Source organism: Leptospira alexanderi serovar Manhao 3 str. L 60 (assembly GCF_000243815.2).
Lineage (GTDB): Bacteria > Spirochaetota > Leptospiria > Leptospirales > Leptospiraceae > Leptospira > Leptospira alexanderi.
Genome location: NZ_AHMT02000053.1, coordinates 120455 through 141221, shown reverse-complemented (window position 1 = coordinate 141221; position 20767 = coordinate 120455). Strand labels below are relative to the sequence as shown.

The following is a 20767-nucleotide window of genomic DNA, read 5'->3' as shown; positions in this document are numbered from 1 at the left end:
AAATCCGTTTGAGACAAAGGACTCAAGGGGCAATCATGAACCGAAATCGAAACATCATCCATGTAGGTCTAAGCGATCTATTTTTACCGATCATAGTTCGATCCAAATCCGAGGTCCTTCAGTTCCAATCCAACCTGGAAGAATTAGGAATCGAAATCACAGGAACCAATTACGGACCGAACCAAAACATTCTCACAAGACAACTTTCTCAATCGGTTCTCACAATTCAGCTCATCAACGCAGGTCCCAATATCACACAACTTCTCATCATCTCCGAAAATCCGGACGGTTCTTTGGAATCCATCGAAGAAGATTTTGAAAGAGTACTCGAAGCATTCGACAAAGTTTGGCTGATTCAGGGAAAAAACGTTGTAAAAAGCGACCTTACCGTTCGTCTCTTAGCGGATTCTTCCACAGAACACGCATTTGGCGAGATCTGGGAAAAAAGACTTCGTCAGAACAGAGACAGTCTACAACAACTCGGAAGACCCATTTTAGGCGGAGGACTCAGATTCGTCCTTCCTCCATTGAATCCTCAAGACCCGGAAGATCACGGAATCGAAATCAAAATCGAGTCCTTTTTTCCAGACCCTCGCAAAGTTTTTATAGAGGCGATTTTTCTTTGGGGTACGCCGCGTATGATCTCCGAAAAATGGAACGCTTCCGATCGTATCCAAAAAGTAATTCAGTATTCGGAGCAGCACCTGATCCCTTTTTTGGACCAAACTTACTAGATACCAGCATTTAATTAAACACACCGTTTTTCGGTTTAGCGATACGAAGAAATAGCCTTCGTCGAAGACGAAAACCGAGCGGAAATCCGCGAGCCATAGCGACGCAACCCGTCCGCTTGCAAACGAAAAAACCCTGAAAAAATCTTCAAAGATATCCGAATCTCTTAAATATTGTCCGGGGATACGGATACTCTGACGGCAGGAATTACATCATGATTCGATTTTTACACACAGCAGACCTACACCTCAGTCAAAAGGAAAAAGATTATTCTCTCTCCGTTCTAAAAGAAATTGTTTCCAATGCAAATGCAGAAGAATGCACACACATACTTTTCTGCGGAGATCTTTTCGACCGTAACTCGGATATAGCGGCACTCAAAGTAGAAGTGAAAGAGATTTTAACAGCGTTTCCGGGAAAAATTTTCTTTATCCCCGGGAATCATGAAGAACTAGGCATTCCCGAAGGAACCTATCCGATCTCGGCCGATCTTTCCCCGATGTTGTATCCGCAAAAAACCGACAACTTTAAACTTTGGATCGAGGAAATAGACGGCGTCGAAGCGGAATTTTTCGGTTTTCCATTTCACAGAACTTTAGATTATTCGAATATTCAATTTAATGAAAAAAAGGTTCACTATCGGATCGCCCTTTTACACGGAACCGATACGAAATTGGTGGAATATCTGGGCCCGTCCCCGGAAGAGACGGATTCCATCTTGGATTCGAAACCGTTTTTGGATGCGAAGTTCGACTATCTTGCGCTCGGCCACATCCATCGAGAACGTTCCGAAAGATCCGGTCCCCTTCTCAAAGCCTACCCCGGTTCTCCGAGAGTTGTTTCTTCGGGAGAATTCGGACCTCGCACAGTCAACATCGTAACTCTCGGAAAAAACGGAACTCCGATTCTTCAAAAAAAAATCATCACCTGCGCCGGGGAATTCAAAGAATTCTCCGTTTCGGCCAACCTTTCCGGAGAAATTCCCGAACTTTCCAACATACCTGCTCTCGTATCTAAACAAGATTCCGTTCGAGTCAACGTTTCCGGAATCGTGGAAGATGAACATATCGTATCGGAAATTCTGGACCGTTTTTCCAAGTCTCTCGTTTGCAGAAAATTAGAATTCAAAACCGGCGATCTCAAAACCTCTTCAGTTTTGATCGACAATCCTGTCGCTAAATTATTTTACGATAAATTAATGTTCAAAAAAAGGAATTGGAATACTCCGGACGCTCCCGATTGGAACGAAATTTTGGTCTTAGGCCTCGAACAAATCGAAGAACACTCGGGGAAAAATTAAAATGATCTCAGGAATTCAATTGAGCAAATTCGGCAAATTCGTTCAGAAAGAATTTAATCTTTCGGACACCGTCACCGTCTTTTTCGGCAAAAACGAATCCGGAAAAACCACAATCTTCGACGCGCTCCGGCTCGCAATCGGTAGCAAGTTTCTTACTGCAAATCAAGAACCAAAAAAAAGTATTCTTTCGCGTTACGGTGAAAAAAGTTTAGACGGTTATAATATTCTAGGTAACGTTCCCGATCTCTCCAAGGAAACGGCGCCCCAGTACGTCCACTGCGTTTCTCTCAGAGAAGGTGAATTGGAATTTGCGTTTAACAACGACAAGTTCATCAAACCCGATTTTCTCCGAAGTAAACTTTTAAACAACGGGATCGACTTGGATGGAATTGCAAGTTCGCTCAAAAAAATCCATTCTCCGAAAACGGGAAGCAAGGACTCGAATCTTTTCGAAACTCTGAAAAAAGAAATTTCGGATCTTAAATCAAAAAGAACCGAATTGATTTTCGAAATCGAAAACCTACATTCCAGAAACAAAAACAACGCCGAAAAAGAGGAAACGCATCTCAAAGACCGAAACAGAGAATTTGAAATCAAAGACAAACTCGCTCAAATCGAAAAAGATTCCGAGTTGGATTCTAAAATCCAAAAAAAGATCAAACTTTTGGAATCTCTTTCCGAAATTCAAAGACTAAAATCCATTCAAGAATTCATCAAGAAAAACTTTCTTTATGCAAAGGACGAATCTTCCGCTTTCGAAAACCTTCAAAAAGAAATCGAAAAATCCCGAAACGCCGTCTACTCTTCCGAGACATTGCTCAAAGACAAAGAAAATGCGATCAATTCCAAAAAGAAACATTTAGACGAGCAACAAAGCCTACTCCCAACCCTTCAAAAGATGAAACAAAAGGCGGAGGAATGGTGCGAAAAAATCGACAATACTCTTCGGGAAGACGGTTTTACCGAAGAGATTCGAACGAATCATTCCAATTCTTCCAGTAGAATTCTAGGAATTCTTTTAATCGGACTTGGTTTTCTAGGGCTTGTCGGTGCATTCAGCGGATTTTTACTTTCCAAACTTTCACCCATTGCACTTTTAAGCGTAGCTTTGATTTCCGTAAGCCTGATCGTTCTTGGCTTTTTTCTGTTCGTGCAAAAAAGAGAATCCGTCAATTTCAGATACAGTTCCGAAAAGGAAAAGAACTTCGTTCTCAAAATCTCCGGCTTATGGAACTTAACATTTCCGGAATATTCTATTCCCTTTATAGAAAAGATCGATCATCTAAGACAATTTTTTCTAAAACAAATCCAAAATTTCGATCTAGAATCGCACCAGACCGAAACCTTGGAAAAAGAAATCCGTACATTGTCAAGGGAACTCGACACGATTCGTTCGACTTTAAGACTCGAATCCGAAAAGTCCGCAGGACTTCAATCCAAAATAAATTCCTGGCTGAACGATAGAAAAGCGGCTACCATCCAAGACTATCACAAACAAGTCGCGGAATTCCAAGCCCAATCCAGAAATTTTTCCGAAGGTCTGAAAAAAATTCTCACAGATCACTCCGCCAAAAGTTTGGAAGATCTGGAAATTCGCCAAAAGACTACGATCGCGACTATGGACGACATTCCGATCCAATTTCCGAATGATCCGCAAAGACCGTTCAGAGATTCGAAAAAAAAGGAACTCGAAAAAGAACTCCAATTCCTGGAAAACAAATTAAAAGAATTGAATACCGCAATTCAAGTGGAAGAGGCTCGGATTCAGGATTCTCTTCCCGAAAAGGAAAAGGACCTGATTCGTACAATCCAAACCCTTTCCGAAAAAGAATTATATTTTTCTAATATTACTTCTAAACGCAGATCCGCAATATTCGCCCAGGAACTCGTCGAAGAAATCTCCAAAGATCAATCGGCCCAGTTCTCGTTCGTATCTTCCGAAATCGGCAAGGAAATCAACCTTATGCTTCCGAAACGAGAAATTTCTTTCGACTCCATCGACAAAAAAGAATCGATCAAAATGAAGGACCAATCCGGAGAATTCAGACCCATCGATCATCTCTCGGGTGGAACATTGGCAACTTTCTATCTGGTTTTCAAACTGTTCTTGGCTCGTAAAACCGTTCCGAAGTACGGAATCCTCTTGTTAGACGAGCCTTTTGTTCATCTAGATATGGAAAGAATCGATTCCGCCCTTTCCTATCTTAAGACCTTCCAGAAAGAAACCGGGTATCAAATCTGCTTTTTTACGAAACAGGAAGAACTTGCGGAAACCGTTCTTAAGATTTTTCAAAATTCGATAAAGATCCCTTTGTAAAATCGATTCGAGTCTAACATTGTTTGAGATATTTTTTGAGGTTTTGAGGCGAGCTCTTTAGATCGAACTTTACGTTAAATAACCGATCCGCAAGAAATCACCTCGTAAAAACGGAAACACTTTCCAGATGACTCGTATGCGGGAACAGATCCACCGGAGTCATCTTCGTATATTTGAAAACTTTGTTAAGCGCAACCGCATCCCGTAGTAACGTCTCCGGATTACAAGAAACGTAAAGAATCATATGTATTTTAGAATTTAATAATATTCCTTTCGTCTCGGAGTCAAGTCCTTCTCTCGGAGGATCCAAAATCACTACGTCTGTTTTTTCGTTTAAAGCCGTCCGCAAAGAATGCAAAACCTTTCCCTTGATAAATGTGACGTTTACAATTCCGTTCGCCTTTGCCGCCCCAATTGCGGAACGGATCGAATTCGGATTCTCTTCCAGTCCGATCACTTTTTTGGATTTGGAAGCGACATACAGGGAGATCGTTCCGATTCCACAATAAGCATCCACTACGTTCGAATCTCTCGGAAGTTCCTCCAAAACGAGATCGTAAAGATTTTCAATCTGAAACGGATTCACTTGAAAGAAGGTGGAAAGTCCGATCTGAAAATCAAGATCACCGATCTTTTCCTTTACAAAATGTCTTCCGTACCAAGTCGTTTCTTTTTCGCCCAAAACAACCCTGGTATTTCTCTGATTTACGTTTTGCAGTATTCCCACGACCTCTGCTTTCGATTTTTCATTACATAAGAATTGTTGAATATAAGAATGTAATCTGTCGGCAAGCTTTTTTCTTCCAGGAACTTCGGTCGCATTCGTCACGATTCCCACTAATATCTCCTGGGACGCATTCGCTTTTCTGAGTACGATATGTCTCAAAAGTCCGCTTCCGTTTTTTTCATTATAGGGAATGACATTTTCGGTACGCGCCCAATGTCGAATCGCAGCGGCCACGGTAGTTAAGTCGGCATCTTGAATTCTACATTCTTTTTGATCAATGATGTATGCGTTCTCTTTGTTATGAAGTCCTAAAGTGAGAACAGATTTTTTCCCGATCTTACGATGTCCGAACGGAAGTTGAACCTTATGACGATACATCTGATCCTTCGGGCTTTTTACAATCGGTCGGATTTCAAGTCCTTGGAAGCCCACGAACCGTTTTTCGATCCCTTCCTGTTTGTGTTGAAGCTGTTTTTCGTAACCGATATGCAATTGATCACAACCGGCGCATTCCGGATAATGTTGACAGGACTGACTCATGGGAGGTTTCATTCTACTTTCTTATGCCGAACTCACGTTAATTAGAGTGTTGAAAAATTAATTTCCCTTCCGTTTCCGTTTCCGTTTCCGTTTCCGTTTCATTGAAATGGGCGGTTAGAATAGTTTTTTTAACCCCACTATGGAATTTTTCAACAACTCTATTGTACGGTTTGCAGTTTTTCTTAAATCAGGATTTCCATTACCTTGCAAAGTTCATTCCGAACTTTCGAATATTACTCGCTTATTCGCAAATATCGACTCACCGTATTACAGATATAAACAATTTTTAATTGGCCCGAACCGCTTTTTCCAACGTTGCGATTAAACGAATCTCTCTATCCAAAAACGCATCAATGAAAGGATCAAGGTCCTTAATTTTACTCGATAACTCATAACCCGCTTCCATCGTTCTCATCAGAGAAGTAGCCCCCACCATAGACGCGGCCACCTTAATTGGAGACAGTACGAGTTTGATCATAGGAAGTTTGGAAAGAGAAAAAAAGAATCTAAGCGTATTGCCTACCATTTGGATTTGGGTTCTTCTTTCGTCGAAACGATTCGCTTCACCCATCGCAGCATAAAGGTTATTTCTGGAGATTTGACCATCTTCCATAAGATTATTTTCGATCACGACCTTGGCAGTGTCGTAGTCCAAAGAGTCCGTTAGACGATTCAGAAGAATGATCTGATGAATGCTTTCAGTCATGGACTTACCCGCGACCGTTTTTAATTTTTCATAAAGATTTTCTAAAGCGTTATCTCTTTCTTCTTTGTCCGCGGGAGCATATAAATTGAATTCAAAAAAATCCGGAATCCCGTCATATCCTTTAATAACAAGAAGGTCCGAATAAGTTGTGCGAAGCCTCTCAATAGTCGCACGAACTACCGCTTTACGTGTTAGTTCTAACACCTGTTGATCCATTCTTAATTCAGGAACAGATTTCGTAAGCTACATAACTTAGGTTCAATATGAAAATCAATCCTTGACTACGATGGCTCCGGATCTTAATTTTACAGGTAATAACTTTACAAAACTTTCTGCTTCTTTTTTAGAAGAAGCAAATCCGAATCGCACCGTATAATATCCATTCCTGGATTTTTTGACGATTGCTTTCGTGTTTTTCTCCTTTCCGGAAATTGATTTTTTCAACCCATCCGCCTTTTCTTTTTCCTTAAAGGCCGCAACTTGAAGTGAAAATCCGCCCGATTCGACCGAAGACTTAGAGAAACTCGTTCGTATTTTTTTCCTCGTTTCTTTTCATCTTTTTGGAATCATTCGGTTCTTTCACGGAAAGTGTTTCAAGCGCAGTTCTATTTTCCTTTTCGACATTAGTCGAAATTACTCCCGGTTTCTTAAATTCCACAACTTCGGCAGCGGGCGGAATATTTTTAAAGGTCACAGATTCTTGAGAATTCGTGTTTGAAGGAGAATTGACATTCGCCTCAGGGATTTCAGCGGACGCGACCGCATTGTTGCCTTCGGAGGGAATTTGGCCGGGCTCCGAGAAAGGTATTGAATCCTGAATTTTCTGGTTTTTGAATTCGTTTAATGTTAAGGATTCTTCGTTGGAACCGTCCGCACGTTTTTTACCGACTGAAACTCCTAAGAAAAAGAAAGAGAAGAGCAGTCCGATTAAAAACGTAGAGAGAATTAGAATTCTCTTATTGTCCAGATTGATTACATAAAAAATTTTTTCTTTCATAACATTTTTTCCAATAGAGCGGAATAAAGATTTTTACATTCTTCCTTGAGAGTTTCCAAGTTTCCTTTGTTTCTAATAATATAATCGGCTCTTTTCAGTTTTTCCGTAATAGGGAGTTGATTCGAGATTCTCGCCAAGACGTCTTCTTTTTTAAGCCCATCTCTCGAAATCGTCCTCAAAATCGATTCTTCCGGATCGGAGTCCACGGCTACAGTCGCGTTGCAAAGCGTATAAGCGTCGGTCTCGAACAAAAGGGGAACTTCCCAAACCGCCATTTTCCCTCGGGCTTGGGTTTTCAAAATTTTTTGAAAATCCTCACGAACCCTGGGATGAATCAAACGATTGAGCCCCGCAAGTTTTTCGGCGTCCTTGAAAACGATATCGGAAATTTTTTTTCGGTCCGGCTTTCCTTCCGAGTCCAAAAATTCCTTTTCCTAAAAGTTCCACGAGCTCCGGAAGAATAGGCGAGTCTGTTTCCGTATAACGTTTCGCTAAACGATCGGCGCTGATCCCAAAACCTCCCAATTCTTCCAAAATCTTTACGACAGTACTTTTGCCCCCCCCGATCATTCCGGTAATCCCAACCAAAAAGGCCTCTTTACCGGAGTCGGAACTCTGCATACGTTGAAGATAGAACACCGGGACAAAAGTACAAGCAAAAAAGAAACTTCTCGTCGTACGTTTCCAATCAAGAATTTCAACCTAAAACGCGCGGTCCGTATTTACAGTTTCACAAAGTTATGATTATGAGAGCTTCAAATCCAATATACGATCAAACAATATCCGCGTCGAGCTCGGAGAGAATATCTTCGAGTTCTTTTTTATCCCGAACCTCGATGAGAAGATCTTCTCCGTATTCGTCGGCTTCGAGCCGAACGGCAAAGTAACCCGCGTTATTCTCTCCTCTTAAAAAACTTACGTCTAAATTGATCAGACTCAGATCCTCTTCCAGAACAGGAGTCAAAAGGAGATATTGATTTTCACCGATCTCCAAAGCTTCCATGACGATAAAAGAATGAGGATTTCCATCCTCGTCCAAAAGTTGAACGGTTTCCCGAGTCTGTTCCTCGTGTCCTCCGAGTTCTTCATCTCGAAAAAGATCGTCCATCTTCAGTTTTCTTCCCTTTCAGAATCGAATTCAAACGGAAGTTTATTCTTTTTAGAGAAATTACATTCTTTGCATGCGGGGACAAGGTTTGCCTTGATGGACTTTCCTCCTTTTGCAAGAGGAATCAAATGATCCATTGTAAGCTCTTCGGGAGGAAATTTTTTTCCACAATAATGGCAGATCCCGGTTCCTTTTTTCTTTTTCCACCAGGGGGTTTTGCGAAGATCCTTTGCAATTCTTCTTTGTTTTGCGAGTTCCTCCTCGCTGATCCAGGGTATAGGTTCTTCCGAGTCCATTCAAAAATTCTAATCTTTGTAAATCGCCCAGTCCGAGCCCGGACCGGAGATAGAAAGTTTCGTTAGATCGCTTCTATTGGCCGCAAAAATCCCTTCTTTCAAGCCGGACGCGGTCAGGAATAAAGTATCACCTTGAGAAAGTGTTTCCCCCTCCACATCGATCCTTCCCCGAAGAACGACCAAAATCTGAAATACGGATTCCTCGTAAACATCCGGAATTCGAAATATTTTCCCGTTTCCGGTAATCTCCAAAGTTTCCATCAAAAACTTATCGTTTGCCGTTAGACGAAATCTATTGCCCGCGTCCCAGAACTTAGGAGAAGGTTTCATCACAACTTCTTCGAAACGTCCCGAATAGTCCAAAACGTCGAGGGCTTTGTCGAGATGAAGTTCTCTCGGTCTTCCGTAATCGTAGACTCTGTAAGTGGAATCCGAAGATTGTTGGACTTCCATCAAAAGAATTCCCGCGCCGATTGCATGGATTTTTCCCGGATTTAAAAGAAAAGAATCTCCTTCCTTTACCGGAATTTGTCTTAAGATCTCCTCGGCGCGATTTTGTTCCACGAGGATTTTGAACTCCTCTCTACTTGTTACATTAGAAAAATCGCATATGAGTTTAGCGCCGGGTTCCGCCTGTAGAACAATCCAGGCTTCCTTTTTTCCAGCGCTCTGCGGATCGTATTTTTCTGCGTACCGATCGTCCGGATGCACTTGGACGGAAAGTTTTTCCTTTGCATCTATGATCTTGATCAAAAGTGGGAAGGATTTCCCCCGAAACGGCTTTCCTAAAATCGAATCCGTGTTTTCCCGATATGCGATCCGAAAGTTTTTTCCGGCGAGAGGACCGTTACTGATCACGGACACGTCGTTTCCATAATCCGAAATTTCCCAGGATTCTCCGATGTTCCCTTCCGGGATTTTTCTTCCCGAAAAATTCCCAAGTTTTCTACCGCCCCAAATCCTTTCCTTATAAATCGGATGAAAACGAATCACCTTCTGCATAAAGCCTATTTTTTCACTCCTTCTAGGAGTTCAATTTTTACTTTGAGACGATTCTTTTTAAAATGGACGAATCCTTCGGGTTTCAGTTTAGCAAGATCCAACTCGTAGATCTTTCCGGGAAGTAGTTTACCCGCTTCCGCTTCTAAGTTGAGATTTCGAAAACTTTTATATGTACCTTTTCCGCCGCAGGAATCGCAGAATACGTTGGAACCTCTGCAATCCGGACAAAGAACACGCACTACCAAAGGAATTTTTGCAGAAAGAGGAAAATCTAATTCTTCGGTAGTTAAGAGAATTCTAATATCGTAATATATTCCGGAATACTTTCTTCTATCTCGGTTTCTCATTCCCGCGCGAAGTAGACCTTTTCTAGCCAACTCCACCGCCTGCCCTGCGTATAAAATTCTGGTACTCGGTATTCGTTTGATTTTTGTCGGGTCGTTTCGCCCTTCCAGAGAAGATTTAAACCGAAAGAGAATCTCGGGATGCCTGGAAAGATATTGAAGATCGTATTCTTTCCTCCGAATCGGATGTGTGAGAATCTGATAAGAGTGAGCGAATTTTTGAAAGAGATCGGAAGATCCAGTTTCTCGGTTGTCGGGATGGAAAATCTTGGCCAACTCTCGATAACGTGACTTTACTCTTTCAATAGATGCGAGCGGAGAAAGGCCCAGATTTTTATAATGATCCGGGAAGTCGGTTTTAGATCCCGAATCATTCATAGAAAAATTTTAATCCTTGGGAAGATTCTCCTGATAAGGTCCGCCGTTTTCCACTGCCTTGAGCGTGGTTTCCACGTCTTCCGCGACAGTTTTAATGTTTCCTTCCACATACTTATCGATTCGACGGATGATTTCCAGTAGATTGGTTCTATAAATTCGAACGAGTTTTACCCTTTGAGCAGGTTCTCGAATCGTAGCCACGCTATAAACCGTTTCTTTCGTACCCGCATCCGTTTTTTTTCTCACGACCAATTCGATGGATTCAGGTCCTTCGTTCTTGATCTTTTCGTTTTTCAGAATACTGATCTCTTCGTATTGAGGACGCATTTTGGAAATTAATGATTTTCTACTCCAAAACACAATCGATTCCAATTTCAAGGGAGAATTTTCCGCGCCCGCCCCCGAAACTTTCAACACGAATCTGAGATCTAGCATATAGCGATTTCTACTTTGAGGGATTTGATCCTCGTACGCGGGTATAAACTGACTATAAAGATTATCTTGTATTTTGTTTTTTTTGTTTAGAAAGGCGAGACGACTTTCTATTCTCTTGTGGAACTCCGCAATATCTTTTCCTAATACTTCCAGGTCCTTAACTTGTCCCTGTTCATAGGGTAGGATTTTCACTTTACCATCCGGTTCGAACTCTTGGCCCAAAATACCGGCAAAGGCGGAAATTAAAATCAGGAAATAAAATAATTTTTCTTTCATTGTAGATTTTCCCAGAAGCCGTCCTTTATTAGTTTCGGAGGTTCTTGGATTTTCCCCATAATTTTATCAAAAATAGATTGAACTTATCGTCAAATCCTGGGAAAAGGGAAGGAAAAAGGCCGATATGGAAATCAATCACAGAAAGTCGGGAGAAACAAACATCGTGAGTCTTTCGGGCAGTCTCGACATCTATACCTCAATTGATCTCAAAACATTCTTTGAAAATAGCATCAACAAAGATAACAAAAACGTAGTCGTAAATCTTGAAAAGCTTAATTACATCGATTCATCCGGAATTGGGATGTTAATCAAACAATTGAACTACGTGCAAGATCTTAACGGATCTTTTTTTATCGCAAACATGAAACCGGCGATCGAAAAAGTCTTTAAAGTCGCCGGTTTAACTTCTTACTTCAAGACCATGAGCCCCGCCGAATTCAGTTCCAATTATCCTTAACAAGAATCTTTGAAGAAAAAACCACAGACTAATAGATTTCAAGAACGCGGTCTCTTCCGATGTGCTTTAGCGATCAAAGTATCAATTCCATTTCCATGAAAACTTGGTTAGATAACAAAACCTATCAAAGAGCGATCTGAAACGCACGTCCCAAGCGGCCACCACATCACAAAGAAACGTTTAACGGAATACAATTCGTGTTTATTAGAGAAGTTTAAATTTATGTTCAAACGACATAAATAAAGTTAAGAACCTTCGACTAACTCAACCTCGCTTCTATGGTCGCTCGGTAATGCTCCGCTATCTACGGCTATCTCGCTTCCTGAACGTCGATCCGTAGAGAGGCGTTCGCTGAGTTGGCGCTCATCTTTGCTACGCAAAGAACCTTCGATCACGCTCCGCTATCTACGGCTATCTCGCTTCCTGAACGTCGATCCGTAGAGAGGCGTTCGCTGAGTTGGCGCTCATCTTTGCTACGCAAAGAACCTTCGATCACGCTCCGCTATCTACGGCTATCTCGCTTCCTAAGGGGCGCTCGATATATATAAAACGTCCCAGATTCCCCAAAAGCGACCAATCTCTCCCGCATTCGGAAGAAGTCTAAAATCCATTCTGCCCTCAATCAATTCTCCAGGATCCACACGAAACCGTACCGGAAACTGGGAAGAATACGTATCACTTCCTGGAAACCGTACCGTTGTTTTTAAAACTCCATTCACATACACCTTTAGTTCCCTCGGTTTCACACCCTTAGGTCTTTCAGTATACGTAAAGTGCGTTAGATCCAATTGAACATAAAGAGACTCGTTTCGAAAAGGATCTGCAGTCAGATAAAAACGAAGCCCCTCCTCCGGAATCATCCTACAAAGTCCGTCTTGAAGTCTGCCAGTTCCCACACCCGGCGCCGAATCTGCTCTGTCTCTCTCTAACTGCATTCCATTGTGAATCGCCCACGTGGAAAGCTCGTCGTAAGTTCTAAAATCCTCGGTATGAAGAGGCTCTCCACTTTCACCCCGATGATCAAAGTTGATGAATTTTTTAAATTTCGGATTTTCTTTCGATTGGAGAAATCCCGTATTGGTAAAAGTAAAACAGAAAAAAACGAGTATCAATCGGTGCCAAACCATCTACTCTAGTATCGACAGGATCGGGAAGAATTTGATCACAATCTCTACAATTGAACAAGCCGGAAAAACAATTCATTCTCCCTGCGTCGTGACCTTGGGAAACTTTGACGGAATCCATCTGGGACATCAAGCCCTCTTAGATCGGGTTTTGCAAGTTTCCCAAAAAACCGGACTTGCTTCCTGCGTCGTGACCTACGACCCAAATCCCGCTGTTGTACTCGGAAAAAAACCCGAAATGAAAAATCTCATGACTCTTGCCGACAAGGAAGAACGGATCCGTCAAAAAGGAATCGATTTTTTAGTCGTACTTCCGTTTAACAAAGAATTGGCGGAAATGAGCGCGGAATCGTTTTTGGAAGAGATTCTACTCAAACAATTGAAAGCCAGAAACATCATCATCGGTTTCAATCATTGTTTCGGAAAAGAAAGAAGAGGCAATTACGAACTCCTGAAAGAATATTCGGAAAAACTAAAATACTCGGTAGAAAAAATGGATCCGGTTTTTTTAAAAGAGATCAAACTTTCTAGTTCGTACGTGAGAAGACTGATCTCGGAAGGCAACGTAAAAGAAGCGGCACGTTGTCTGAATCGCTTCTATTCCGTTTCCGGAATCGTAGTCGGAGGACACAAACGAGGAAGAAAGATCGGATTTCCGACGGCGAATGTCCAACCGAACGCAGATATTCTTCTCCCTAGTATCGGAGTTTACGCCGGGTTCACCACCGTGGCAGGAATCGAACATCCCTCCATGATCAACATCGGTCACAATCCCACCTTCGGGGAAAACGCACTAACTTTGGAATCCAATATATTCAACTTTCAAAAAGATATTTATGACGAGGCGATAAAAATCACATTCACGGAAAAAATTCGAAACGAGATCAAATTCTCCAGCGTCGAAAATCTGATCGCTCAACTCAAACAAGACGAGATTTTCGCAAGGAACATTCTTAAAACGACAATCAAAGAAAAATCACCCCATCCTTAAGTGTAAATCGAAGCCTGAAAAAGACTTAGAAATCTAAAATAGAAATTTTATAGTTTCAAATTCATCGTCAAAATCCATACTCTATCCCAAGCACGGTTTCCAAATTCGCTTTTTCGTATGAATTATTACCTCTTTTTTCCCATGGCGGCTTTCATTGCAAACACGATGTTCATCGCATTTGTATATGCAAGACGTACCGGAAACCCGATTATCCGTTCTTATTTATTTTATACGATCGCCTTAAATGCTTGGCTTTTCACTTACACATTCGAGTGGTCCTTTCCTCCGACACCTTGGATGACTTGGGCTTTTAAAATTCTCTCAATCACTTGGCTTCCCCTCGGCACGCTTTATCTGGAATTCGTTTTCACTCTTCTAAATAAAAAGCCCGGAATTTTTCTTTGGCTTTTTAGAATCGGAACTCTAATTTCGTATCTAATCACTCTTTCCACTGACTGGATCATTCAGGGAAACATCCATTATTATTGGGGGAATGAAGGCGAACCCGGTCCTTTGTATTTTTTCGTGATTTTCAATTTCGTCGCACTTCCCGCCCTTATCGGTTTGGGAATTTTGACCAAATCCTTTTTTGTTTCGGGAAGAGATCAGAAAAAACAAACCGGTTTGGCTATTCTAGGTTCCATGTTTGCGATATTCCTGAGTTTTTATTCCGAAATCATTCAGGTAAACCATCAAGGAAAAATGTTGTCCATGCCCCTGACCCCGATCGGAATCGTGATCCAATCCTTTCTGATTTTTATCGCAATCACGAGGTACGGCTTTCTAAGAATCAATCTGGAAGGGCTCGCAGTGGATTTGTTTCGAGACATTCATGACGGAATGATCTTGGTCAAGCGGGATCGCTCCCTCTTTTTTATGAACGAGTCCGCGATCAAAATATTAGGAATTTCGAATTCTATTCCTTCCCACTTTTATCCTTCCGATTTTTTAAAAGGATATCAGGAAAGCCCGAGTTATCTTTCCAAAGAATACGAACCCATTTTCAATGCCAATTGTAGAGGAGTCGAACTCACGAGATCGAACATAGAATTGACGGGAAAGGAAAACGGATATCTTTTCATTTTGAGAGATATCACCGAAAAAATAGAATACAGAGAAAAGATAGAACGTTTTTATTCCGATTTTAACAAAGACTTGGAAATCGCAAAAATCGCGCAAACTTCCGCGATTTCCACAATATTTCCGGAAAGTTCAAAATATAAGTTCTATTCTCACTTTCAACCGTTCGAACTTGTAGGCGGAGATTTTTTACGAGCCTTAAAACGTTCCGACGGAAAATTAGACATCCTTTTTGCAGACGTCTCGGGACACGGAATTTCCTCCGCCATGGTTGCCGGAATGTTATCCATCTCCTTCCAATTGCTCATAGAAACAAACCCAACTCCTAAAAAAGCTCTGGAAAAAATCCAATCCTTACTTTTAAACGCAGTATTGAACCATCATGTTTCCGCAATTTATCTCTCGTTCGACCCGGACACAAAAACATTAGAATATTCTTATGCAGGTCATCACCCGATTTTGATTTTTAGGGAAGGCGAAATAATTCCTCTGAGAGGCGTAGGAAGAATCCTATTGATTACCCCGGACACGGAATTGAACAACTATACTTTTCAACTTAAAAAGGGAGATATTTTATTTCTTTATTCAGATTGTCTTTTCGAAGTGAGAAACCCCGAAGGAGAAATACTCGGGTACGAAAATTTCATGTTGAAAATGAACGAGATCTCGGTTTATACTCCCGTCAACATTCTCAAAACCTGCATAGGTCAAGCCTTGGCCTTCGGCAATGGAAAACTTACGGACGACTTGACAATTTTGATTTTGGAGATTTTTTAAAGAATGAATCCGTACATTCTGATTCCTTTTTCGACCTTAATCATAAACGGATTTTTGTTCGCCTATGTAAGCGCACTCAAAGGAAAATCCGAAACGGTTACTCTCTATCAAAGATATTCTTTTTTACTTTTTCTCTGGCACATCTCTATCATTCTTTATTGGTCCTTTTTGCCGAATGACTGGCTCACAATCGTTTTCAAAGTGTCTTCCTTTTCTTGGATCTTTATCGGTCTTTTATTCTTTGAATTCGTGGTTCAATTTACAAATTCTTCGTATCGATTTACGATCTACTTCTTCAGAGGCGTTTGTCTCGTTTCGTTTTTGTTAACGATCAGCACGGACTTGGTGGTAGCAGGAACGATTCGCGCTTATTGGGGAGATATGATCCTCGCCGGTCCTTTGTATCTTCCCATAAGCAACTTTGTTAGCGCAATTCCCACGTTAATCGGTTGTTTCATTCTGATTCGAAACGGATTTCGCTCTTCCAATCCGCTTTTAAAACAACAATCCAGACTCGTCGCTTACGGAACGATCCTTACGTTTCTGCTCAGTTTCACTACAACTCTTCTCCCGAGATATTGGAACCCTTCCCTTACGTTTCCTCCGTTAAGCGGAAGCGCCACGCTCATACAATCGATTTGCATTTTTATAGCGATCCATAAATACGGATTTATGGATTTAAAGTTGGAACGTATCGCGCTACGACTTTATTCCGAAATCAGGGAAGGACTGATTCTTCTTTCATCCAAAGGAACCCTTCTTTTCAGCAATTTATCCGCGAGAAGAATGTTGCATCTTCCCGATGACATAAATCTCGGATCGAATTTCGATCTAAAAGATTATCTGGAAGATTTCCCTTCCGACTCTTTCTTTGAAAGAAAAGAATTCGTCAATTTAAGCGTAAAAACAGAAGACCCATCCCAGGATTCTCCAGAAGAATTTTTGCAAATTATAGAAAACAAATATCTGGAAGTTTCCTCCTCTCCGATTTCCCTTTCCGGAAAAAACCGAGACAAGGTCTATATACTCAGAGACATCACCGAAAAGAAGAATGCTCTTGAGAAAATTAGAAAATTATTATATAGATTGGATCTGGATCTGGATTTTGCAAGAGACATCCAGCAAATGATTACAACTCGGGAATTCCCGGATTCACCGGATTATAAAATCCATTCTCACTTTCAACCTTACGTTAAAGTGGGCGGAGATATTTTGAAGGTGATCAAAGAAAAGGACGAAAGCCTGCACATTCTTTTCGGAGACGTTTCCGGACACGGTATTTCCGCGGCGATGGTGGCGGCGATGATTTCGATAGCGTTCAACGCGGCTACGGGAAGAAGCATATCCACGGACAAGAATCTTCTTTTTATACACGAGCTTTTAAAGGACACGATCACACTCCATTCCCTTTCCTCGGTATATATGAGATACGTTTCCTCCGAAAGAAAATTAGAATATAGTTATGGAGGGCACCACGCCGGTTTGCTAATTAGAAACGGAATCTGTAGCCCTATCGAAGGTTCGGGAGAAATTCTTTTTGCAACGCTGTCCCCGAAAATCCAAAGATACGAACTTGACTTGATAAAAGGCGACAGGGTTCTTTTCTATTCGGACGGTTTGTTCGAAGTGAAAAATAGCGAAGGGAACGTTTTAGGAAAAGATCATTTCCTAGAAGCGGTCAGTTCCCTGGTTGTAGAAGACACAAATTCCATGATTCGCTCGATTCTTTCCTACTCCGGTTCCTACGGAGAGGGAGAAATATCCGACGACATAACGATCTTTTGTTTGGAAGTTCTTTAATACAAGTAAGGACGGATTCTCCCAAACTTTCCCGAATTCAAAACAAAATACAATTTAATCTTAATATTCTAATTTTTTAAAACTTCACACAAACCAAACCACAACCTACGGAGCGTCGCAATAGCGATCATCCATTTTCGGCCTTTTCCTTTCTGGTTTGATTATTAAATCCGCAGGTAACAAAATCGTATCCACAATAAACGACAAGGGCACATTGAGAATGACAAAAGGCACAGGAACGTAAAAAAGAATGGAGGAAAATTCCACAAGACACGGAAAACTTGTTATAGAAATTTGCGTACCTATATACGGATGCCCCCAATTATTTGTTTCTGCGCATGCTCCTGAATCGCAGAACAACGAAGTACAATTACGAGTAACATCGCAATAGATAGATTACGTTTCATTTGTTCTCCTAAGAAATTTTTTCCCGAATCAATTTCAAGAACGGTAAAAATTCGTCCAGCGTTCCCGGAAGTTCGTATTCGATCGAATCTCCGGCGCGAATGATATCTTTCTCTTCCAAAGCGACCGCGATTGCCGCGAGAATCTCGTTCAACTCTCCCGTTTTTTCTTCGAAACCGATTCCGTCGATTTCAATTTCGGAGAAATCCAGATCCGGTTTTTTCAACTTCAAAGTGATAAACGAAGTCAGAAGAACGTTGATCTGAGTGACGGATTGGGTCAACAACTCAGTTGCCACCTCGTCTTTTCCGGATTGATAAGCTTCGTTTACCTTTACGAAAGCCTCTTTGAGTCCGCCGATGTTATCGATAAACGTATTCAAAATTTCTTTTAGAGTGGGAAGGTCTAAATCCAGCACTTGAGTTCGGGCAATCAGATCCATGATGAAAAGTTTCAGATCTCTCAAGTTTTCCAAGAAAGCCTCGATGGCTTCCATGTTATCAAGATTTCCGTAGTTGGAAGAAATTTCGGACATAATTTGAGAAACGGTATTGCCCGTTCCCATCGGTTTGATCTGATCCAGTTTAAGACGCAATAAGATCGAAGCGGAATCCAAGACGTTTCCAATCCATTTGACCCCGTCGCCAAGTTGGTTCGATTCTTTTTCGGTGAGAGAATCCCTTCCGAATAACGTGGAACCTACTTTGTCCACGTAAAGATCCAATTCGGTTAACGTGGAAACGAGAAAGTCCATCTCTTCACCTACGAGAAATTCCATTTTAGTCGCCGATTCGATTCCTTGGTCGTTCATGCTGGAAGCTTTAAATTCCACTCCGTCCACCGTACAACCAAGAACATACTTCCCTTTTGACTCGACCCATTTGTTGATCTCGCCGAAAACTTCGCCTAACTTTTTTTCGTTTTCCAGAGAACTATCTAAGAGATGTTCGTTGATGTAAATTTCCATTTCACTCTCCTGTTTGGATCACTCGTTTTTGGCGCCTTTGAGATTATTATTCAAATAGGCCCCGACCGCTTTGTTCTTACCGACTCCTTGTTCCATATAAAGAAACTTGGACTTCAGTTTTTTCTCGTAACTCGCAAGATGGTTTTCGTATTCCTTAATTTTCTTGTTGTTATCGGTGACTTGTTCTTCGAGCATCTTCACCTTTCCGGAAACAAGTCCGCCCGCATACTGAGTATAAGGTTTGATGTGTTCGAGAAGATCGACGGCAACTCCCGTATCCATTCTCGCGTCCGAGTTTGTATCGATCGCAAAAAGATTTCGCACGGAATCCGGATTTTCCGCCAGCTTAGAGCGCAGTTTTTCTTCGTCCAGAATCAGAAACCCGTCCTGAATATCGGCCCATTTGCTCCCGACGTTTCCGGTGCTGATCCCGATGTCGCTTAACATTCTCACCGGATTTTCCCCGCTTACGGGATAGGAAGAGCTCGCGACGGTTTTCATTCCGGCGATCAAACGAAGCACAGTATGTTCTCCGGATAATAGACCGGATTTGGATTTCCCTTCCCAATAGCTCTGACCGATTTCACCTGAGTCCTCTTTTCCGTCCTTGACCTGCGCGTTCTTATCCACTGCGGTCGCGTCCTTTCCGAACTTCAAAACGGTGTTGTATGCGGCGACGAACTCCTTGATCATCTCGAGACCTTTGTCCGAATCCGTTTTGATGTCGATGCTCACAGGTCCTTCGGTTTTTTTGAGAAGATTCAAAGAAACTCCGTCCAGAACGTCCGTAAGCCCCTCGTTTTTCGGACGATTGACCTCGATCCCGTCTACGAGAAACACCGCGTCTTTCGCTTCGACGATTTCCTTTGCGGGTTTGGCTCCTCTGAATTCTCCCGGAATAACTACATGAAAAGAATCTAATATTACGGTTTTACCGCTCGAATTTGCAAAAAGAATCTTATGCGCCTTTTGACCGGAAGGGAAGGCCTTCAGATTGAGAACGATTTTTCCTTCCTGTTTGGAAGCCGTCTCGAAGATCATTTTTTCCTTATCGTTTTCTTTATAAAGAATTCCTAATTCTAGTTTGTCTTCCGGTGCGAATTCGGTTGAGGTTACGAGTTCTATCCTCGTATTCTTCTTCAATTCCGTGGTAAGAATTCCGAACTGAAACGAACCAACGCTCGCTATCTCCATCCACTTCTTGTTATTTTCTTCCTTGTAAACCGGCTTTGCATCCGTTGCGATTCCGTATTTTTCCGGTTGAAAAACGGAGATTTGATCCGCTTCGGGAAAAAAGTTTAACACCTTCGGAGGATCCGCCGGTTCGGTCGCGCCCACGAGATTGGCCGCTTGTAAAATTCCGTTCCCATCTTCGAATTTCAGTTTGTGATCTTTGCCCGATAAACCCGCTGTCAACGTAAGAACGTAATTATCACCGTCCACTTTGACAAGCCCTGTGTTCACAAGACCCGCGGCGGAAATTTTAATGGAAGAAGCCAAATCTCGAATCGTTCCTCCGGAGAATTCGATTTCTTTCTCGGAATCTCCCGAAAAGATTTTGAACTTACCCGCGGGAATCTGTTTGTTTGCGTCGGTCTTTTCTCCTGAGACCTGATGATACGTCGCAAGTTCTTTAATTTCGATCTTACGTTTACCGGCGCTCGCGGAACGAGAAGCGTCTCCACTAACGACACCTTCCGGTTCGGAGACGATATTCTTCATCGCAAAAGGAGCGGTAAAAGATATGAGTGCTCTTGTTTTATTCTGTAAGTCGGTTGTAACTACTTTGAGGTCGTTCCACGCTTTTACTTGAGCTTTGTTAAACGAATTCTGTTGCTCAAGTCGACGGATCGGCTTTGCTTCCAGTTCCACCAATTTCTTTACGATCAAATTTGTATCTTGTCCGGAGCTAAGTCCTGGAATCGTAAATGCGGGCATCTTATTCTCCTACATTCTTAATCGGTCGAATCGAAAAAAAGATAAGAGAAAATGAAAAAATTCGAAGGTA

At 41.8% G+C, this 20767-nt stretch carries 18 protein-coding genes and 3 pseudogenes; 7 read left to right on the top strand and 14 right to left on the bottom strand.

Annotation, left to right across the window (positions count from 1 at the left end; all coding sequences use genetic code 11):
- Nucleotides 1-35 precede the first annotated feature (35 nt).
- The 3 genes from LEP1GSC062_RS18500 to LEP1GSC062_RS18490 all read left to right on the top strand — a co-directional run bounded on the left by LEP1GSC062_RS18500 (nt 36) and on the right by LEP1GSC062_RS18490 (nt 4349).
- Entirely contained in the window at nt 36-734 is a 699-nt protein-coding gene (locus LEP1GSC062_RS18500) for a hypothetical protein (RefSeq protein ID WP_020985135.1), read from the top strand.
- A gap of 212 nt (nt 735-946) precedes the next feature.
- Entirely contained in the window at nt 947-2032 is a 1086-nt protein-coding gene (locus LEP1GSC062_RS18495; protein WP_020985093.1) for a metallophosphoesterase family protein, read from the top strand.
- A 1-nt stretch (nt 2033) separates the two neighbouring features.
- Nucleotides 2034-4349 (top strand): ATP-binding protein, encoded by a 2316-nt coding sequence (locus LEP1GSC062_RS18490; protein WP_020985121.1) that lies wholly within the window; start codon nt 2034-2036, stop codon nt 4347-4349.
- Between the two features lie 97 nt (nt 4350-4446).
- Here LEP1GSC062_RS18490 and rlmD read toward each other — a convergent pair whose 3' ends face one another.
- From rlmD to LEP1GSC062_RS18445, 9 genes and pseudogenes are all read right to left on the bottom strand, one after another.
- Nucleotides 4447-5628 (bottom strand): 23S rRNA (uracil(1939)-C(5))-methyltransferase RlmD, encoded by a 1182-nt coding sequence (gene rlmD, locus LEP1GSC062_RS18485; RefSeq protein ID WP_010576717.1) that lies wholly within the window; start codon nt 5626-5628, stop codon nt 4447-4449.
- A gap of 274 nt (nt 5629-5902) precedes the next feature.
- Nucleotides 5903-6538, bottom strand: a complete 636-nt coding sequence (locus tag LEP1GSC062_RS18480) for an FFLEELY motif protein (RefSeq protein WP_010576716.1) — start codon at nt 6536-6538, stop codon at nt 5903-5905.
- Nucleotides 6539-6592: 54 nt separating this feature from the next.
- Nucleotides 6593-7319 (bottom strand): annotated as a pseudogene (locus LEP1GSC062_RS18475) (SPOR domain-containing protein).
- Nucleotides 7316-7940, bottom strand: a pseudogene (gene coaE / locus LEP1GSC062_RS18470) (dephospho-CoA kinase). The pseudogenes LEP1GSC062_RS18475 and coaE overlap by 4 nt, the downstream one beginning before the upstream one ends.
- 151 nt (nt 7941-8091) lie before the next feature.
- Nucleotides 8092-8427 carry a DUF1292 domain-containing protein gene (locus tag LEP1GSC062_RS18465; protein ID WP_010576715.1) on the bottom strand — a complete coding sequence of 112 codons (336 nt, stop codon included), beginning with the start codon at nt 8425-8427 and terminating at the stop codon, nt 8092-8094.
- 2 nt (nt 8428-8429) lie between these two features.
- The gene (locus LEP1GSC062_RS18460; RefSeq protein WP_010576714.1) at nt 8430-8723 is read right to left on the bottom strand and encodes an HNH endonuclease; all 294 of its coding nucleotides are present in this window, start codon (nt 8721-8723) and stop codon (nt 8430-8432) included.
- A 9-nt stretch (nt 8724-8732) separates the two neighbouring features.
- Entirely contained in the window at nt 8733-9725 is a 993-nt protein-coding gene (locus LEP1GSC062_RS18455; RefSeq protein ID WP_010576713.1) for a type I phosphomannose isomerase catalytic subunit, read from the bottom strand.
- A gap of 5 nt (nt 9726-9730) precedes the next feature.
- On the bottom strand, nt 9731-10447 hold the full coding sequence (locus LEP1GSC062_RS18450) for a J domain-containing protein (RefSeq protein ID WP_010576712.1): 717 nt from the start codon (nt 10445-10447) through the stop codon (nt 9731-9733).
- A gap of 9 nt (nt 10448-10456) precedes the next feature.
- Nucleotides 10457-11158 carry an LIC_12936 family protein gene (locus tag LEP1GSC062_RS18445; protein WP_020985024.1) on the bottom strand — a complete coding sequence of 234 codons (702 nt, stop codon included), beginning with the start codon at nt 11156-11158 and terminating at the stop codon, nt 10457-10459.
- Between the two features lie 124 nt (nt 11159-11282).
- On the opposite strand from LEP1GSC062_RS18445, the gene LEP1GSC062_RS18440 reads away from it, so the two are divergent.
- Nucleotides 11283-11615, top strand: coding sequence for an STAS domain-containing protein (locus LEP1GSC062_RS18440; protein WP_002621222.1), 333 nt, complete (start codon nt 11283-11285; stop codon nt 11613-11615).
- A gap of 524 nt (nt 11616-12139) precedes the next feature.
- Here LEP1GSC062_RS18440 and LEP1GSC062_RS18435 read toward each other — a convergent pair.
- Both LEP1GSC062_RS18435 and LEP1GSC062_RS25660 read right to left on the bottom strand, forming a co-directional pair.
- Nucleotides 12140-12742: an LIC10729 family protein gene (locus tag LEP1GSC062_RS18435; protein ID WP_010576711.1), complete on the bottom strand. Its 603-nt coding sequence runs from the start codon at nt 12740-12742 to the stop codon at nt 12140-12142.
- The gene (locus LEP1GSC062_RS25660; RefSeq protein ID WP_078124729.1) at nt 12654-12860 is read right to left on the bottom strand and encodes a hypothetical protein; all 207 of its coding nucleotides are present in this window, start codon (nt 12858-12860) and stop codon (nt 12654-12656) included. The genes LEP1GSC062_RS18435 and LEP1GSC062_RS25660 overlap by 89 nt, the downstream gene beginning before the upstream one ends.
- On the opposite strand from LEP1GSC062_RS25660, the gene LEP1GSC062_RS18430 reads away from it, so the two are divergent.
- From LEP1GSC062_RS18430 to LEP1GSC062_RS18420, 3 genes are all read left to right on the top strand, one after another.
- Nucleotides 12774-13730 (top strand): bifunctional riboflavin kinase/FAD synthetase, encoded by a 957-nt coding sequence (locus LEP1GSC062_RS18430; RefSeq protein ID WP_010576710.1) that lies wholly within the window; start codon nt 12774-12776, stop codon nt 13728-13730. The two genes, LEP1GSC062_RS25660 and LEP1GSC062_RS18430, sit on opposite strands and share 87 nt — an antisense overlap.
- A gap of 117 nt (nt 13731-13847) precedes the next feature.
- Nucleotides 13848-15587 carry a SpoIIE family protein phosphatase gene (locus LEP1GSC062_RS18425; protein ID WP_020985064.1) on the top strand — a complete coding sequence of 580 codons (1740 nt, stop codon included), beginning with the start codon at nt 13848-13850 and terminating at the stop codon, nt 15585-15587.
- 3 nt (nt 15588-15590) lie between these two features.
- Nucleotides 15591-17387, top strand: a complete 1797-nt coding sequence (locus LEP1GSC062_RS18420) for a SpoIIE family protein phosphatase (RefSeq protein WP_020985101.1) — start codon at nt 15591-15593, stop codon at nt 17385-17387.
- 105 nt (nt 17388-17492) lie between these two features.
- On the opposite strand, the pseudogene LEP1GSC062_RS18415 reads toward LEP1GSC062_RS18420, so the two are convergent.
- The 3 genes and pseudogenes from LEP1GSC062_RS18415 to fliD form a co-directional block, all read right to left on the bottom strand.
- Nucleotides 17493-17770: pseudogene (locus LEP1GSC062_RS18415) on the bottom strand (YceK/YidQ family lipoprotein).
- A gap of 32 nt (nt 17771-17802) precedes the next feature.
- Nucleotides 17803-18759: a hypothetical protein gene (locus LEP1GSC062_RS18410; protein WP_010576706.1), complete on the bottom strand. Its 957-nt coding sequence runs from the start codon at nt 18757-18759 to the stop codon at nt 17803-17805.
- 18 nt (nt 18760-18777) lie between these two features.
- Nucleotides 18778-20697: a flagellar filament capping protein FliD gene (fliD, locus tag LEP1GSC062_RS18405; protein ID WP_010576705.1), complete on the bottom strand. Its 1920-nt coding sequence runs from the start codon at nt 20695-20697 to the stop codon at nt 18778-18780.
- Nucleotides 20698-20767: the final 70 nt, after the last annotated feature.

Coding starts and splice junctions, on each gene's coding strand:
- LEP1GSC062_RS18455 (WP_010576713.1), bottom strand. CDS start 9,725: ATGCAGAAGGTGATTCGTTTTCATCCGATTTATAAGGAAAGGATTTGG.
- rlmD (WP_010576717.1), bottom strand. CDS start 5,628: ATGAAACCTCCCATGAGTCAGTCCTGTCAACATTATCCGGAATGCGCC.
- LEP1GSC062_RS18460 (WP_010576714.1), bottom strand. CDS start 8,723: ATGGACTCGGAAGAACCTATACCCTGGATCAGCGAGGAGGAACTCGCA.
- LEP1GSC062_RS18420 (WP_020985101.1), top strand. CDS start 15,591: ATGAATCCGTACATTCTGATTCCTTTTTCGACCTTAATCATAAACGGA.
- LEP1GSC062_RS18465 (WP_010576715.1), bottom strand. CDS start 8,427: ATGGACGATCTTTTTCGAGATGAAGAACTCGGAGGACACGAGGAACAG.
- LEP1GSC062_RS18500 (WP_020985135.1), top strand. CDS start 36: ATGAACCGAAATCGAAACATCATCCATGTAGGTCTAAGCGATCTATTT.
- LEP1GSC062_RS18480 (WP_010576716.1), bottom strand. CDS start 6,538: ATGGATCAACAGGTGTTAGAACTAACACGTAAAGCGGTAGTTCGTGCG.
- fliD (WP_010576705.1), bottom strand. CDS start 20,697: ATGCCCGCATTTACGATTCCAGGACTTAGCTCCGGACAAGATACAAAT.
- LEP1GSC062_RS18495 (WP_020985093.1), top strand. CDS start 947: ATGATTCGATTTTTACACACAGCAGACCTACACCTCAGTCAAAAGGAA.
- LEP1GSC062_RS18450 (WP_010576712.1), bottom strand. CDS start 10,447: ATGAATGATTCGGGATCTAAAACCGACTTCCCGGATCATTATAAAAAT.
- LEP1GSC062_RS18440 (WP_002621222.1), top strand. CDS start 11,283: ATGGAAATCAATCACAGAAAGTCGGGAGAAACAAACATCGTGAGTCTT.
- LEP1GSC062_RS18435 (WP_010576711.1), bottom strand. CDS start 12,742: ATGGTTTGGCACCGATTGATACTCGTTTTTTTCTGTTTTACTTTTACC.
- LEP1GSC062_RS18410 (WP_010576706.1), bottom strand. CDS start 18,759: ATGGAAATTTACATCAACGAACATCTCTTAGATAGTTCTCTGGAAAAC.
- LEP1GSC062_RS25660 (WP_078124729.1), bottom strand. CDS start 12,860: ATGGATTCCGTCAAAGTTTCCCAAGGTCACGACGCAGGGAGAATGAAT.
- LEP1GSC062_RS18490 (WP_020985121.1), top strand. CDS start 2,034: ATGATCTCAGGAATTCAATTGAGCAAATTCGGCAAATTCGTTCAGAAA.
- LEP1GSC062_RS18445 (WP_020985024.1), bottom strand. CDS start 11,158: ATGAAAGAAAAATTATTTTATTTCCTGATTTTAATTTCCGCCTTTGCC.
- LEP1GSC062_RS18425 (WP_020985064.1), top strand. CDS start 13,848: ATGAATTATTACCTCTTTTTTCCCATGGCGGCTTTCATTGCAAACACG.